The sequence below is a fragment of the Ruegeria sp. AB9 genome (genome assembly GCF_056542585.1).
In genome coordinates, this window is record NZ_JBQGAA010000001.1 from 181,282 (window position 1) to 197,056 (window position 15,775).

The 15,775-nt window shown below is 58.8% G+C and carries 17 protein-coding genes; 12 read left to right on the plus strand and 5 right to left on the minus strand.

The window, feature by feature from the left end:
- Nucleotides 1–26 precede the first annotated feature (26 nt).
- The 3 genes from ACR0K5_RS00990 to ACR0K5_RS01000 are packed head-to-tail and all read right to left on the minus strand — an operon-like array spanning nucleotide 27 to nucleotide 2,259.
- Nucleotides 27–506, minus strand: coding sequence for a DUF6505 family protein (locus tag ACR0K5_RS00990; RefSeq protein ID WP_480627875.1), 480 nt, complete (start codon nucleotides 504–506; stop codon nucleotides 27–29).
- Complete coding sequence (locus ACR0K5_RS00995; RefSeq protein WP_480627876.1) at nucleotides 506–1,201, minus strand: biotin/lipoate--protein ligase family protein; 696 nt, start codon at nucleotides 1,199–1,201, stop codon at nucleotides 506–508. Before ACR0K5_RS00995 ends, ACR0K5_RS00990 begins: the two co-directional genes overlap by 1 nt.
- Nucleotides 1,198–2,259 carry an Mrp/NBP35 family ATP-binding protein gene (locus ACR0K5_RS01000; RefSeq protein ID WP_480627877.1) on the minus strand — a complete coding sequence of 354 codons (1,062 nt, stop codon included), beginning with the start codon at nucleotides 2,257–2,259 and terminating at the stop codon, nucleotides 1,198–1,200. The genes ACR0K5_RS00995 and ACR0K5_RS01000 overlap by 4 nt, the downstream gene beginning before the upstream one ends.
- A 132-nt stretch (nucleotides 2,260–2,391) precedes the next feature.
- Between ACR0K5_RS01000 and ACR0K5_RS01005 the strand changes: the two genes are divergently transcribed.
- Complete coding sequence (locus ACR0K5_RS01005) at nucleotides 2,392–3,120, plus strand: hypothetical protein (RefSeq protein WP_480627878.1); 729 nt, start codon at nucleotides 2,392–2,394, stop codon at nucleotides 3,118–3,120.
- Here ACR0K5_RS01005 and ACR0K5_RS01010 read toward each other — a convergent pair.
- The gene (locus ACR0K5_RS01010; protein ID WP_480627879.1) at nucleotides 3,114–5,066 is read right to left on the minus strand and encodes a 4Fe-4S dicluster domain-containing protein; all 1,953 of its coding nucleotides are present in this window, start codon (nucleotides 5,064–5,066) and stop codon (nucleotides 3,114–3,116) included. The genes ACR0K5_RS01005 and ACR0K5_RS01010 overlap by 7 nt on opposite strands.
- A gap of 264 nt (nucleotides 5,067–5,330) precedes the next feature.
- Between ACR0K5_RS01010 and ACR0K5_RS01015 the strand changes: the two genes are divergently transcribed.
- From ACR0K5_RS01015 to ACR0K5_RS01065, 11 genes are all read left to right on the plus strand, one after another.
- Nucleotides 5,331–5,885, plus strand: a complete 555-nt coding sequence (locus tag ACR0K5_RS01015) for a DUF3305 domain-containing protein (RefSeq protein WP_480627880.1) — start codon at nucleotides 5,331–5,333, stop codon at nucleotides 5,883–5,885.
- Nucleotides 5,882–6,460: a DUF3306 domain-containing protein gene (locus ACR0K5_RS01020; RefSeq protein WP_480627881.1), complete on the plus strand. Its 579-nt coding sequence runs from the start codon at nucleotides 5,882–5,884 to the stop codon at nucleotides 6,458–6,460. Before ACR0K5_RS01015 ends, ACR0K5_RS01020 begins: the two co-directional genes overlap by 4 nt.
- A 4-nt stretch (nucleotides 6,461–6,464) precedes the next feature.
- A complete protein-coding gene (locus ACR0K5_RS01025) occupies nucleotides 6,465–7,076 on the plus strand; it encodes a TorD/DmsD family molecular chaperone (RefSeq protein ID WP_480627882.1) in 612 nt (203 codons plus the stop codon).
- A 61-nt stretch (nucleotides 7,077–7,137) separates the two neighbouring features.
- A complete protein-coding gene (locus tag ACR0K5_RS01030; protein ID WP_480627883.1) occupies nucleotides 7,138–7,326 on the plus strand; it encodes a twin-arginine translocation signal domain-containing protein in 189 nt (62 codons plus the stop codon).
- Between the two features lie 105 nt (nucleotides 7,327–7,431).
- The gene (locus ACR0K5_RS01035; protein ID WP_480627884.1) at nucleotides 7,432–10,326 is read left to right on the plus strand and encodes a formate dehydrogenase subunit alpha; all 2,895 of its coding nucleotides are present in this window, start codon (nucleotides 7,432–7,434) and stop codon (nucleotides 10,324–10,326) included.
- 12 nt (nucleotides 10,327–10,338) lie between these two features.
- The gene (gene fdh3B / locus ACR0K5_RS01040) at nucleotides 10,339–10,932 is read left to right on the plus strand and encodes a formate dehydrogenase FDH3 subunit beta (RefSeq protein ID WP_480627885.1); all 594 of its coding nucleotides are present in this window, start codon (nucleotides 10,339–10,341) and stop codon (nucleotides 10,930–10,932) included.
- Between the two features lie 108 nt (nucleotides 10,933–11,040).
- Nucleotides 11,041–11,391: a putative quinol monooxygenase gene (locus ACR0K5_RS01045; protein ID WP_480627886.1), complete on the plus strand. Its 351-nt coding sequence runs from the start codon at nucleotides 11,041–11,043 to the stop codon at nucleotides 11,389–11,391.
- 27 nt (nucleotides 11,392–11,418) lie between these two features.
- Nucleotides 11,419–12,615 (plus strand): formate dehydrogenase subunit gamma, encoded by a 1,197-nt coding sequence (locus ACR0K5_RS01050; RefSeq protein ID WP_480627887.1) that lies wholly within the window; start codon nucleotides 11,419–11,421, stop codon nucleotides 12,613–12,615.
- Entirely contained in the window at nucleotides 12,616–13,878 is a 1,263-nt protein-coding gene (locus ACR0K5_RS01055; RefSeq protein WP_480627888.1) for a c-type cytochrome, read from the plus strand.
- A gap of 13 nt (nucleotides 13,879–13,891) precedes the next feature.
- Entirely contained in the window at nucleotides 13,892–14,017 is a 126-nt protein-coding gene (locus ACR0K5_RS01060; RefSeq protein ID WP_480627889.1) for a hypothetical protein, read from the plus strand.
- Nucleotides 14,018–14,890, plus strand: coding sequence for a substrate-binding domain-containing protein (locus ACR0K5_RS01065; protein ID WP_480627890.1), 873 nt, complete (start codon nucleotides 14,018–14,020; stop codon nucleotides 14,888–14,890).
- Between the two features lie 53 nt (nucleotides 14,891–14,943).
- Here ACR0K5_RS01065 and ACR0K5_RS01070 read toward each other — a convergent pair whose 3' ends face one another.
- Nucleotides 14,944–15,759, minus strand: a complete 816-nt coding sequence (locus ACR0K5_RS01070) for an ABC transporter substrate-binding protein (protein WP_480627891.1) — start codon at nucleotides 15,757–15,759, stop codon at nucleotides 14,944–14,946.
- Between the last annotated feature and the right edge of the window lie 16 nt (nucleotides 15,760–15,775).

Below are 15,775 nucleotides of genomic sequence, written 5' to 3' on the forward strand. Positions count from 1 at the left end.
AACAGGTTCGCGGAGAGTAAGCCTGCTTAGTCATCCAGCGACCCGTGAACCGCGAGCGCTTCCAGTTCTGCATCTTGTGGAGTGATCACCCGAAATGCTTCGTGGACACCGGTCTCGGTCAACTCTCGGGCCACTGTCAGCAGCGTGTTCGCCGCGTGGTCTTCGCACAGTTCCGACATGTGATCGATTTCGGTCTGAGCAACGCCTAATGCAGCCTCAACCGAGGGCGCACCGTAGAATTGTACGAAGTGTTCGGCCAAATTGCGGGTTATCTGATCTTTCTCTGCGGCTTCGATCTGCGTCACGGCGACAAAAGTCGCCCGGCCAAAGGTCTCCAATCCCAGCCAGCCATTCGCAAACGCCTGACGCGCTTTGCCTTCAAGATCACCCTGCCCCCAGTTTGAAAACTCGAACCCGCCGGAAACGCACCACTCTCCGGTGCGCGCGGGAGAATGAAACACGTTCATGTCGCTTTCATCAAAATGGATCGCGCGGGCCAGTTTCATCATCGGTTCTCCAACAATTGAGTCAGGGGGCGAATATGTGTATCGACCCCATCGCGGATCAACATTCCGAACCGTTCATCCGTACCAAGGAACACGCCTCCGTCGATCAGCGGTTCGCCCACACCACGCAGCAGGCCCATCCATTCCGCATGCAAAGGCGCGTTACCATCCTCCTGCCAGCGATTGAGCCAGGTCAACATGTGTCGGGACCAGCTTTCCACCAGTTGCGTGGCCGAAACCTCGGCACAGCCCTCATCATAAAGCGCCGTGATATCCGGATTTTCACCCGGCGCATCACTGGTCTGCAACAGCGTTAGTTCCCAACCGACAACAAGCCAGTTCGGTTCTTCGTCGGGTATTGATGTCGATGCTGCGGCACGGAACCGGCCGCAACGGGCACCGTTTACACAAATCAGACCATCCCACCCCAGATGCACCGCAACTTCCGGAGGAGCCAGTGCGCCCAGCGCGTTCTGGAACCCCACAGCGCAGAGCGGCAGCATCGCCATCGCATCCTCCAACGGCACCTCGGGGGCAAAAACAACTGCCACCCGCAGGAAGTCCGCCTGAATGTTGTAGACAACCGATCCTGCATCACAGCCCAGCGCGGCCATGGCCTGCGCGCGTTCAAACGGGTCTTCCCCACCCTGAACCGGGTGACCCGTCAACAGAGGGGGAAAAACCGGTTGGTTCATGCGTTACCCTTGGCGATCATGTCACGAGCGATCTTGCGGAATGCCTCGGCCTGTGGGCTCTCGGGTTTGCTGACCACGATGGGTGCACCCCCGTCGGCGGCAACGCGAATGTCCAGATGCAGCGGGATTTCACCAAGCAGCGGCACGCCCAGCGCCTCGGCCTCAGACTTGACACCACCATGACCAAACACGTGTTCCTCATGCCCGCAGTTCGAACAGATATGCGTGGACATGTTTTCGATCATCCCGACAATGGGTGTTTTGAGCTGATTGAACATATCGATCCCCTTGCGCGCGTCGATCAGCGCCACGTCCTGAGGGGTTGAAACCACAATCGCGCCATCCACCTGAAACTTCTGGCTCAGTGTCAGTTGCACGTCTCCCGTGCCGGGTGGCAGGTCGACGATCAGAACGTCCAGCGCCCCCCATTGCACCTGGCTCATCATCTGTTGCAGGGCTCCCATAAGCATCGGCCCACGCCATACAACGGCCTGTCCTTCATTGGTCATCAGACCCATCGACATCATGGTGACCCCGTGGTTGCGCAGCGGCAGGATGGTCTTGCCGTCGGGGCTGGCCGGACGACCCGAGACACCCAGCATCCGGGGCTGCGACGGCCCGTAAACATCTGCGTCCAGCAGACCCACACGCCGCCCTTCCGCGGCCAATGCGCAGGCCAGATTGGCCGAAACCGTGGATTTGCCCACGCCCCCCTTGCCAGAGGCAACGGCAACGATCCGGTCGACACCGGGAACCGCCTGCGGCCCTGTCTGAGACGGTTTGGGTTTGGGCTTCAGGTCCGGCGGCGCCTTATCAGAATGCGCAGTCATCATGGCCGAAACATTTGCAACGCCTTCAACCATTTGCGCGGCCTTCTCGGCCGTTGCGCGCACCGGTTCCATTTTCTCGGCATGCTTGGGATCGATCTCAAGTACAAAGCGAACAGTGTCTCCCTCGACATTCAGCGCACGCACGATGCCTGCACTGACGATATCCTGCCCGGACACTGGATCAGTGATCTTTTTCAGGTTCGCCAGAACCGAGTCACGAACACTCATGCCTTTTCTCCTTTTATGCGCCCTGCTGACAGGGGCCTGCGTATCGACAAAATCCGGTCGCCGCTCATTGCATGTGTCTCCGTCTCATTCTGTTTATTTGACGCATCCCGCTTTGCGAAGTTACGCTGGGCCATGCGCGTTGTCCTTATGTGCCTGAGCTTGACGCTCTCTGCCACCCCCACTTGGTCGCAGGAGGCCATTGGCCTTGCCGCCCCGGCAGAGGTGAACGACTCTGGTCTGTTGCAACATATCCTTCCTCGCTTCTCTCTCAAGACCGGGATCCGCGTTATTGCTGATGATGCGGGCGTTATGTCGCTGGAAACCGCGCCGCCCGGCGATCCGGTCTTTGCCCGCGACGAGGCAATCTATCACCTGCGCACTGAAGATAACGACCGTCAGGCCCGTTTTCTTGAATGGCTGCAGTCGGACATCGGAAAACGCACAGTGGAGAGCTTTGTTCCGGAACAAGGCACGCCCTTCACTGCCAATTTCGACGTTGCGGTTGTTCAGTCTGATGACATCGTCGATGGCGATACCCAACTCGGTGAAGTACTGTCGATGACCCATTGTGGGCGCTGTCACGTGATCGGACCAAAAAACCGGATGAACGGGTTGGGTTCCACACCGTCTTTTGCCGTTCTGCGCGCAATGCCCAACTGGTCGGAGCGGTTCGAAGCTTTTTTCGCCCTCAATCCCCACCCCGCATTCACGCAGATCGACGGGCTGACGCCCCCTTTCGATCCCGAGCGCCCTTCCCCAATTCACCCAGTCGAGATGACGCTGGACGATCTTGATGCGATCCTGGCCTTTGTGTCGCGCATCGACGCGGCAGATCTGGGTGCCCCGCTGAAGCTTCAGTGATCCTTCCTATCTGAATAGTAATCTTCGGTTGTTACGACCCGAGGCTTGGGTTTTGATTGGAACGGGTTGTCTTGCTGTTGGAATTGCGCATTTACCCGACAGTTGTCACACATCTGGATCATCCGCGCCTGATCCGTTGTGGCGAACATCGGGTGCGTGCCCGAAAGTTTCTCCACGATCCGCTCAACCGTGGATTTCACTCCGAACAGCGCCCCGCATTCGACGCAGGCAAAAGGTTCCTCCTCGTTTAACACCTGCTGTGACAGGGCGGCATCGCTGAGATCCAGTTGTGGAACCAGAGCGATCGCTTCTTCGGGGCAGATCGTCTTGCACATTCCGCATTGCAGACAGGCGTCCTGCTGAAAGTTCAATTGCGGTTTGTCCGGGTTGTCGATCAATGCACCGGATGGGCACAGCGACACACAGCAAAGACACAGGGTGCAACTGTCGGTATTGACCGCGACAGCCCCGTAAGGCGCATTCTCGGGTAAAGGCAATGGCGCGTCGGCCTGCGGGTTCAGCGCCTGCGCCGCCAACCGGGCAATTTGCCGGCGATTGCCCAAGGGCAGCACGGGATCGGTCAAGGGCTGCGGCACTGCTTGATCATATAACAGATCTGCCATTGCATCAGGGTCTGCTTCATCAATCAGACCTATCCTGTCCGGGCTGGCGATAGCGCGCGCCAACTCAAGTTCGCGGTCCAGAGCATCGCGTTCGGTCGTTGGAGCAAGCAGCACATCCACTCGGGCAAACCCATGCGCCAAAGCTGCAAGCATTTCGGCGTGACCAAAGCCGGATATAACATTCAACTCCAAAGGGATAACGTCCGAAGGTAATCCACGCCCAAACCGCGCAGCCAACCGGATCATCTCCGCCCCGTGCACATCATGCACAAGCAGTCGAGGTGCAGTGCCGCCCGCCCTGCGGAAAGTCCGCGCTAAAATATGTACCCTCGACAACAGCGCCGAAACCGGAGGGTCTTCATAGGTTATAGCTGTTGAGGGGCACAGTGCGGCACACGCACCACAGCCCGCACAGACCATCGGATCAATTTCAACATATTCGCCCACCGGGGTAATCGCGCCGGTTGGGCAGATGTCCAGACAGTTGGAACACCCCACCTGTTCGGCCCGGGAATGGGCGCACAGGATTTCCTCGACCCGCACATAGAGAGGCTTCTCAAATGTGCCCACCAATTGCACGGCCTCAAAAGCCAACCGCTGAATCGCCGGGGCATCTTTGGGATCGGCCCGCAGATAACCTTCGCGCTTGGCCGGGGCCTGCACAAAGGGTGTACTGCCCGTCAGATCGAGAATGATATCGCAGCCTGACAGCGCCCCGTCCTTTGGATCGGTCCACGCAAACGCGCCACGCCCACTGGGTACGACTTGCTGCAGCGCGTCCAGACGCAAGGAGAACCCACCAAGCGCGCCAGATGCCGACCGCAGCCGCCCGCGAACAACATCAAAAGCTCGTGAGACAGGTTCTGACTGATCCGTCGTCAGAACGGTCACTGCCAGTGCCCCTGCCAGCTGCTCAGCCAGTTCAAAGGCCACCGCACCGGGACCGATAATGAAACAGGTGCCTTCACTGATAACATCCACGCTTGGCGTTACTGGTTGCGGCAATAAGGCCTCGGCGGCCAAAGCGGCCATCTTCGGGGTTGCGTCAGTCCCCTGATCAGACCATCCCGCCCTGTCGCGCAGATCAACAAATCCGGGTGCATCAATATTCAGGTCTTCGGCGAGGGACTGAAACACCTCCTGCTCTTGCAGGCAGGCAATAACTGTTTCGCCGTCCTGCATCAGTTTCGCCGCTGATTGCAGCTCGCTGGTACAAAGCCCGGTATGCACCTTGGAACAGCTGATACCACAGGCGCTCTCGATCCTGTCTGGGTTCAGCGCCTGAGTACCGGCGCAATCGCATAGCAGTATTTTCGTAGCCATATCCCCTCCGTCGGGAAGCCGTCCCGATCCCTTGCGCATTAGGCTGTACCCCCGGCAAGGCAACTTCAACCCCTCACCGCTTGTGATGCGCAAGGCTGCATTCCGCGGGAAAACGTCAGGAAACAAAAGCGTTCATTGGACCTGATCACGCAGTTGCTACCTCGGTCTACGACCAAAGTCGTAGAGCATGAGCTTGGCACACAGCTAGTTTGTGTACCATAGTGGACTTGGAAAGGCAGGGGAGAGCCTTTCGGGGAGGAACCAGTGGCCCAGGCTGCAAGCCAGATCGAAATGCCGGTTGGCGTCATCGTGCGCAAGACACCCGGGGTCACTCGTTGGGCCCGCTGGAACTGGCGCGCTGTAGCCCTTTTGCCCGGTGCAGGGGCGGCCAACTGGCAGGAGCTGCGCCGCGAAGGCGAAGCAGTCGAGTATCACGCTGCCACCCTGCCCCTGACGCTCTGGGCAGATGAGACAGAAGCCTACATGGTCAACTTGTCGGATGGACAGCCTTCGCTTTATCTTGTGCTGCGGGATGAGCTGAAAGGTGACACTCCTCTGAATGCCGTTCTGATCACCGCCTCTCCGTTCGAGGGGCAGGACTACGCGGATACGGGCGAAGAGATTGTCGAGAAAATCCCGATGACCGAAGGGCTGATTGCCTGGGTGCGGGACTTCACCCTCAAACATCATCAGCACGAAGTGTTCGTGAAGCGCCGTCGCGACAAGAAGCGGACCGATCTGGTGGAAGACGGCAAAGGCGATGCGCGTATCCGGCAGGCTTCGGACGTCTATCGCGCCCCAAGGAAGGTACTGCAATGACCCGGCCGCGTGATTTCTGGTCGCGCAGGAAGGCCGCCGTTCAGGCCGAAGCCGAAGCTGAAGAATTGGTTGCGGAACAGCAGATGATCGCGGCTCAACAAGCAGAGCTGGAAGAAAAGAGTGATGCCGAGATTCTGGCTGAGTTCGACCTGCCCGATCCGGACACGTTGCAGCCCGGCGATGATGTTTCGGGTTTCATGGCCAAAGCAGTCCCCGATCGCCTGCGGCGCCGCGCCCTGCGTCGGTTGTGGCGGCTGAACCCGGTTCTGGCCAATGTCGACGGTCTGGTTGATTACGGCGAAGATTACACCGATGCGGCCTGCGTGATCGAAAACATCCAGACCGCTTATCAGGTCGGAAAAGGGATGTTGGCCCATGTCGAAGCACTCGCCGCTGACGCGGAAGAGGTTGATGCGATCGACGTAGAAGACGAGGCGCCCGAAATCGAACCCGCGGTGGAACCAGTTGAACCCGAACCTACTCCGGAACCTTTGCTGATGGCTCAGACTGATGAACCGGAAGAAATCGATCTGCCCCCAGCTCCGCGCCGTATGACTTTTGAATTTGAAGGATGACCGAATGACCACAAGTGACGCGCAAACCATGGATGTCTCAGCCGAGGATCGCCTGCGCGCGGATTTCTATAACTTCCTTGGCCTGCTGCTGGCAGGTCCGCCCGATCAGATGCTGCTGGACCAGATGGCCGGGCTGTCCGGTGATGACACCGATCTTGGTCAGGCCATTCAGGCTATGGCTCGCGTGGCAAAGGTCACTAAACCCGCGGCCGCCGAACGCGAATTCAACGCCTTGTTCATCGGGCTGGGTCGGGGCGAGTTGCTGCCCTATGCCAGCTTCTACCTCACTGGTTTCCTGAACGAAAAACCCTTGGCACAGCTACGCAACGACATGGCGGTGCGTGGGATCACACGCGCCCAGAACGTATTCGAGCCTGAAGACAACATCGCATCATTGATGGAGATGATGGCAGGCATGATCGTTGGGCGATTTGGCAGCCCGGCATCCCTTGATGATCAGAAAGCTTTCTGGAGCAAACATATCGGCCCGTGGGCCACGCATTTCTATTCGGATTTGGAAGCAGCCGAGAACTCGGTTCTCTATGCATCGGTCGGCACTGCCGGACGGGTGTTCATGGAGATCGAGCGCGAAGCGTTCCGGATGACGGCAGCGTGAACCGCTGTCATTCGCCAGCGTCCTGATGGGCGCTACACTGCAATTGGGAAAGGAGGTTCCCATGAGCAAGACCAAGGAACAAGGCGCCTCGCGCCGCGATTTCCTTAAACTGGCCGGAACCGCAGCACCTGCTGCCGTTGCCGTCGCCAGCCTGACTGGGGAAGCAGAAGCAGCCGAGCTGCCGACCGAAGAGACCCGCATTCAGGATACCGCGCATACACGCGCCTACATCGAGAGCACCCGGTTCTAGGATCGGACGCTTTCACACCCGACTGACGGTTGCGTTTGGCCCTGACGTCGGCTTCAGCAGTACCAAGCCAGCCGTGGCTGACACGGCGCGCAAGGGAGGAAAGAAATGCTTAGGAAAAAGACCAACGGGGTTGCGAGACGCCCCCAGCGGACAAGTATCCTGTCCCAGGTCGGCGAGAAAACCGTCGATCGCCGCGCATTCCTGCGTGGCTCGGGCCTGACGATCGGTGGCCTTGCCGCGATCAGCGCCACGGGTGGAACCGTGACGCCAGCCAGCGCCCAGACAGCGGCAAACACCGCCGTTGAAAACATCAAATCCGTATGCACTCACTGCTCGGTCGGCTGTACGGTCGTTGCCGAAGTTCAGAACGGTGTCTGGATCGGGCAGGAACCCGGTTGGGACAGCCCGTTCAACCTGGGTGCACACTGTGCCAAGGGCGCCTCGGTCCGCGAGCACGCTCATGGCGAACGCCGCCTGAAGTACCCGATGAAAAAGGAAGGCGGCGAGTGGAAGCGCATCAGCTGGGAACAGGCGATCAACGAGATCGGCGACGGCATGATGAGCATCCGCGAGGAATCGGGGCCAGACAGCGTCTATTGGCTAGGCTCAGCGAAGCATAACAACGAACAGGCCTATCTGTTCCGCAAGTTCGCAGCCTATTGGGGCACGAACAACGTGGACCATCAGGCCCGTATCTGCCACTCGACCACTGTTGCAGGCGTTGCGAATACATGGGGCTACGGTGCCATGACCAATTCGTATAACGACATGCACAACAGTAAGGCGATCTTCATCATTGGCGGCAACCCGGCCGAGGCGCACCCCGTCTCGTTGCTGCATATTCTGCGCGCGAAAGAGCAGAACGCGGCACCGCTGATCGTTTGCGACCCGCGCTTTACGCGTACCGCAGCCCATGCAACGGAATATGTTCGGTTCCGCCCCGGCACCGACGTTGCGCTGATCTGGGGCATCCTATGGCACATCTTCGAGAATGGCTGGGAGGATCGGGAATTCATCCGGACCCGTGTCTGGGGAATGGACCAGATCCGCGAAGAGGTTCGCCAATGGAACCCCGCCGAAGTTGAACGCGTCACCGGCGCGCCGGAAAGCCAACTGCGCCGGGTCGCCCGAACGCTTGCCAACAACCGCCCCGGCACTGTGATCTGGTGCATGGGCGGGACCCAACACACCAACGGCAACAACAACACCCGGGCTTATTGTGTGTTGCAACTTGCGCTGGGCAATATGGGCACCTCGGGTGGCGGCACAAACATCTTCCGCGGCCATGACAATGTGCAAGGCGCGACCGACCTTGGCGTTCTGTCTCACACCCTGCCCGGCTATTACGGCCTGTCTAAAGGCGCATGGGGTCACTGGGCCCGTGTCTGGGGTGAAGAGCCCGAGTGGCTTGCTGGTCAGTTCGCCACGATCAAGGACAAGGACGGTAAGGACAAACCGCTACAGAACGAGCGTGGCATCCCGGTCTCGCGCTGGATTGACGGTGTTCTGGAAGACCCGGCGAACATGGATCAGGACAACAACGTCCGGGCCATGGTTTTGTGGGGTCATGCGCCGAACTCGCAAACGCGGGGCCCGGAAATGAAGACGGCGATGGAAAAGCTGGACATGCTGGTCGTAATCGACCCGTATCCCACCGTTTCCGCCGTGCTGCATGACCGCACCGATGGCGTTTACCTGTTGCCAGCCTGTACGCAGTTCGAAACCCGTGGTTCGGTCACGGCATCGAACCGCTCGTTGCAATGGCGGGACCGTGTTGTTGAGCCGCTGTTCGAAAGCCTACCGGACGAGGTCATCATGGCCAAGTTCGCCAACAAGTTTGGCTGGGCGGATCGGTTCTTCCGCAATATCGAGATGGAAGACGCCGAGACCCCGAATGTTGAAAGCATCACGCGTGAATTCAACTCGGGCCTCTGGACCATCGGCTATACCGGACAATCACCGGAACGCCTGAAAAGTCACATGGCCAACCAGCACACGTTTGACAGAACCACGCTGCAAGCCATTGGTGGCCCGAACGACGGCGAATACTACGGCCTGCCCTGGCCTTGCTGGGGAACGGCCGAGATGGGTCATACGGGGACACCAAACCTCTATGACATGTCCAAACCGGTGGCCGAAGGCGGCCTGACCTTCCGCGCCCGTTTCGGCGTGGAACGCGATGGTGACAACCTGCTGGCCGAAGGGGTTTATAGCGTTGGATCGGAAATTCAGGATGGTTATCCCGAATTCACGATGCAGATGCTGATGGACCTTGGTTGGGACGGTGACCTAACGGCTGAGGAACGCGCGGCCATCGACGCCGTCGCGGGACCAGAGACCAACTGGAAAACCGACCTGTCCGGCGGTATCCAGCGGGTTGCGATCAAGCATGGCTGTGCGCCCTTCGGGAACGCAAAAGCCCGCGCGGTCGTCTGGACCTTCCCGGATCCGATCCCATTGCATCGCGAACCGCTCTATACCAACCGGCGCGATCTGGTCGAGGACTATCCAACCTACGAGGACCGGCAGGCCTATCGCCTACCGACCCTTTACGCTTCGATCCAAAAGAACGATTTTTCAAAGGATTACCCAATAATCCTGACGTCAGGTCGTTTGGTCGAATATGAAGGTGGTGGCGAGGAAACCCGGTCGAACCCGTGGCTGGCCGAGCTACAGCAGGACATGTTCGTCGAGATCAATCCGCGCGATGCCAACAACCTTGGTATCCGCGACGGATCGCAGGTCTGGGTCGAAGGCCCCGAGGGCGGCAAGGTCAAGGTGATGGCGATGCTGACCAACAGGGTTGGTGCTGGCGTGGCCTTCATGCCTTTCCACTTTGGCGGCCATTTCCAGGGCGAAGACTTGCGGCACAAATATCCCGCAGGGGCTGATCCCTATGTCCTGGGTGAAAGTTCCAATACCGCCCAGACCTATGGCTACGATTCAGTGACCCAGATGCAGGAGACCAAAGCGACTCTCTGCAAGATCTCGGCAGCGTAAGGAGGACGATAAATGGCTAGAGCAAAGTTTCTCTGCGACGCTGAACGCTGCATCGAGTGCAACGCCTGCGTAACCGCGTGTAAGAACGAACACGAGGTGCCATGGGGCATCAACCGCCGCAGGGTGGTGACGATCAATGACGGCAACCCGGGCGAACGCTCGATCTCGGTGGCCTGTATGCATTGCTCGGATGCGCCCTGCATGGCGGTGTGCCCGGTCGACTGCTTCTATCAGAACGAAGAAGGCGTCGTCCTGCACTCCAAGGACCTGTGCATTGGCTGCGGCTATTGCTTTTACGCGTGCCCGTTCGGCGCGCCGCAATACCCGCAGGCGGGCAACTTCGGATCGCGCGGCAAGATGGACAAATGTACCTTCTGCGCCGGCGGTCCCGAGGAAACGCACTCGACCGCAGAGTTCGCTAAATATGGTCGCAACCGGATCGCCGAGGGCAAACTGCCCATCTGCGCCGAAATGTGTTCCACCAAGGCCCTGCTTGCCGGAGACGGCGACGTGGTGTCCGCAGTTTACCGCGAACGCGTCGTGGCGCGCGGTTTCGGTTCGGGTGCCTGGGGTTGGGGCACAGCCTACGACCAGAAAGGCGGATAAAGTCCGGCTTTAGAAAAATGGCCTCCCGCCACGTGCGGGGGGCTTTTCAGGTGATGCAATCGGGGATTGGTTTCCTGTTTCGTCACAAAATCTTTTTGAGAGGCGCGCATGACCAACGATGTTTACTGGCTGCTGAAACTTGACCTCAATCTGGACAAAAAGGATGAGTTCGAAGCGCTTATGGCTGAAATGGTCACGGCAACGCTGCAAGAGACTGGCGCCAGAAGCTATGAATGGCACGTGACCGGCTCGGCAGTGCACATCTATGAACGCTACGCCAGTTCTGACGATGCGATGATTCACATGCAGAATTTCGGTGCGAATTTCGCGGACAGGTTTCTGGCCTTGCTGACGCCAGTGGGGCTGGACGTCTATGGTCCGGCCAAGGAGGACCTTCGCGAAGCTCTCACACCTGTTGGCGCTGTATTTCACCAACAAATCGGTGGCTTCGACCGCTGATGTAAGAAAGCACAGGAGGGTATCCCGATGCGCGTGATCCAGTACCTGCTCGTTTCGATATTCCTGACCGGGGCCGCATGGGCGCAGGAGGCCTCTGAACCCACGGCAGCAGACCGCACGGCAACCGGCGGGGCGACAACCCTGGAAGACATTCTTGCGCGCCAACGCGGTGAAAAAGTCGACAATAGCTATCGCTCTGAAAATACCGGTCAGGGCAACGCAGAAGGGTTATTGGGCCAGCTTGGCACACGCGGTGTTGCATCGGACAGCGACGTGTACCGCGCATTGCGGTATGGCTCGGCCGATGTGACGGTGTCGTCGGGTGGCCCGGCAGCCAGTGTGCTGATACAGGACGGCGGCATGTGGTGGTTGAACTTCCGCACCGGGCCGCTGCGCGAATACGGCACCTATATCATAGCAGGAATGCTGGGCATTATCCTGCTGTTCTTCCTGATCCGTGGCAAAATTCGCATCGACGGCGAGAAAACCGGCCGCACGGTTACGCGTTTCAACGGCTTTGAACGATTTGGCCATTGGCTTTTTGCCGGGTCGTTCCTGATTCTTGGTGCAACCGGCCTGCTGACGCTCTACGGGCGTGACTTCCTTATCCCGCTGTTCGGAAAAGAGGGCTTTGCGACCATCGCGCAGGGCTGCAAGTGGCTGCACAACAATCTGGCCTGGGCTTTCATGCTGGGCCTGATCATCGTCACGGTAAACTGGATCGCCCATAACATTCCCAACCGTATTGACTTGAAATGGCTGGCAGCGGGCGGCGGATTGTTCACCAAGGGCAGCCATCCGCCCGCCAAAAAATTCAATGCCGGTCAAAAGGTCATTTTCTGGGCCTGCATCCTGCTGGGTGTTTCTATTAGCCTGTCGGGCCTGTCGTTACTATTCCCGTTCGAGATGCCATTGTTTGCCAAAACTTTCCAGATCGCCAACGCGACCGGACTACCGCAGATGATGGGATGGGACCTGCCCGTGCAGATGTCCCCGCAGGAAGAGATGCAATACGCGCAGATCTGGCACGTGATGGTGGCCTATGTCTTCATTGCGATCATCGTGGCGCATATCTATCTCGGTTCGGTCGGGATGGAAGGTGCGTTTGACGCAATGGGCACTGGCGAGGTCGAAGAACAATGGGCCCGTGAACACCACTCGCTGTGGCTGGAGGAAGTTCAGGAAAAAGAGGCTGGCAAGGCCGCCGCCTCACCTGCTGAATAGATGCGGGGGCTGGTTCTGGCCCTGGCGCTGGCTCCCCTGCCCGCCATGGCCGAATTCTACACACTTAAAGGGCACGGCGGGCCGATCATGGGAATCGCCACCGCCCCGGACGGGCGCATTGCGACAGCCAGTTTCGACAATTCCGTCGGGCTTTGGGCTGACCAGACTCCGGAATGGCTGGAAGGTCATGAGGCTGCCGTAAACGCCGTTGCTTTCAACGGTACTGCAATCTACTCCGCCGGGGATGATTTCACCCTGCGCAAATGGCCCGGTGGCGATGTTGTCGGGCGTCATCAGGGCAAGATCGTTGGGCTGGCAGCATCAAAAACCCATGTTGCGACCGCCAGTTGGGATGGGACAATTGGGTTATGGCCCGTTGATGGAACAGAAGCTACAACCCTTGGCCCAACCGGAAGCGGTGTGAACGCGGTTGTGTTTTCTTCGGACGGCGCACAGCTTTATTCAGCCGACATGGATGGGTCGCTGCGGGTTTGGGACGTCTCGAGTGGACAAGAGATCACCCGCCTCATTGAGCACGGGTTCGGTATCAACGAACTGGTCCTGAATGAACATGACAACTGGATTGCTTACGGCGCGGTTGATGGCGTGACGCGTATTCTGGACCTGACAACAGGTGACGAACGCGATTTCACTCTGGGCCGCCGCCCGATCCTTGCCCTTGCGATCAGCCCGAACCGGAGGTTTCTGGCCGTGGGCGATGGCGAAGGATACATCATGCTGATCGACACTGCAGAATGGCGTATCGCAAAGGATTTTCGCGCGACGCTGCGGGGGCCGGTTTGGGCGTTGGCCTTTTCGACGGACGGAGAAAACATCCATGCGGGCGGGATAGACCAAGCTATGTACAGTTGGCCTGTATCCGCCTTGTCCGATCAGCAACAGATGGCTTCCGCTGAACCCAGTTTTCTGAAAGATCCCGAAGAAATGGGCAATGGTGAGCGCCAGTTTGCGCGTAAGTGTTCGATCTGTCACAGCCTCACCCCCGACAGTGAGCGTCGGGCAGGCCCCACCTTACACGGCATTTTCGGGCGACAGGCAGGCACGTTGCCCGGATATTTGTACTCGGATACGCTGCAAGGCTCTGATATCATTTGGGATGAAGAAACGATAAATGCCCTTTTCGACGAAGGACCTGACCATTACATTCCGGGTTCGAAGATGCCGATGCAGCGGATTACCGAAGCTCAGGACCGTGAGGATCTGATCGCTTTTCTGCGCCGTGCAACGAGGGACCGGGACTGAACCGGAGGAGACCATGAAAGCCTTTCTTGCCGCCGTCGCCGCGATGGTCGTCATTGCAGTTGCAGCACCTTTTATGCTGGACCAGATCGGGTTCAGCGCCGCCGACGCGACATCCGGCTCCGCCGTGCGCCTTGACTGAATGTCACAATACCTGACCACCCGGGAACTGGCCGACTTGCTGAGGATTGGTGAGCGTAAGGCCTATGATCTTGCCTCGTCGGGCGAGGTTCCATGCGTACGTGCCATGGGTAAACTGTTGTTCCCCCGGACTGAGATCATTGCCTGGCTCAACGCTTCGCGATCCGGCCCACAGGTGGCCGAACCGCCCCTGCCCCCGATTATTGCGGGCAGCCATGATCCATTGTTGGACTGGGCTCTGCGTGAAAGTGGTTCGGGGCTGGCCACCTATTACGATGGATCGTTCGATGGGCTGACGCGGCTCAGCGAGCGAAATGCGCAGGCTGCGGCCCTGCACATCCACGAAGAGGGTGGGTTCAACAACACATCCCTGCGTGATGCCCTGGGTGAAGCCCCCGTTGTCCTTTATGAAATCGCCCAACGCGAGCGTGGATTGCTTCTTGCCCCGGGTGTGGCGGATATCAAGTCTTTCGAAGATCTAAAGTCACGCCGGGTTAAGCTGCGCCAGGACAGTGCGGCAAGCCAGCGTCTGTTCGATACGCAACTTGAATCCCACGGCCTGACACGCGACGATCTGGACATTCACCCCGGTTGCGCCCGTACCGAAGAAGAGCTGGCCATCGCCCTTCACGATCAAAAAGCCGAAGCAGGCTTTGGTCTTGGGGCATTGGCCGGGCTTTACAATCTGGGCATTGTGCCTACCCATTCCGAGCGGCTGGATCTTGCAGTCTGGCGCAGGGCGTTTTTCGATCCGCCCATGCAGAAGCTGATGACATTCCTACGTTCGGAACAGTTTGCTCAACGCGCGCGCGAGTTTGGTGGCTACGACCTGTCGGGGTTGGGCACGATACACCACAACGGTGCCAGCGGGTAATACAGCACCCGCTGGTGGTTTCATTCAGATGTATCCACCGCTTGCGGGAACGGTTACTGCGCGTTGGGGAAAAACACCTGTTGTCCCTCGAGCCTGAAGGACGCGATGGCCTCTTGCCCGTCCGGTCCGGTCAACCAGTCGATAAAACGCTGACCGGAAGCCGCCCGAACATGCGCGTGCTTTTCAGGGTTCACAAGGATCACGCCATACTGGTTGAACAAACGCGGATCACCTTCGACCAGAACCTCGAGGTTGCCGCGATTTCCAAATGACAACCACGTGGCCCGGTCCGTCAACGTGTAGGCATCCATGCCGCTTGCCACGTTCAGCGTCGCCCCCATGCCAGATCCGGTCTCGCGATACCACGTGCCCGACGCATCTGTTGGGTCCAGCCCTGCTGCGGACCAGTGACCCAGCTCGGCCTTGTGCGTTCCGCTGTCATCACCACGCGACGCAAATGGGGCTTCGGCATCGGCGATGGCCGTGAGTGCGGCCAGAATATCCGTCTCGCCGCGAATTCCGGCTGGATCTGATTTTGGGCCGACAACAACAAAATCGTTATACATCAGGTCTTTGCGATCAACGCCCCAACCGTCTGCGACAAACTTCTCTTCGGCGGGTTTAGCGTGAACCAGCAAGACATCCCCGTCGCCATTTATCGCATTTCGGATCGCCTGGCCGGTTCCTACGGCGACAACACGAACGTCGATGCCCGACTCTGCCTCGAACCACGGCAATATGAACTCGAGCAGACCCGAGTTTTGCGTCGATGTCGTAGATTGCACAACGATGAAAGGTGCTTCGGCCGAAGCGGTCCCCGCCGACAGACCAATAGTCATAATTGCAGCCCGAATTAATGCCCGGAACATCAGAGTCTCCAATATC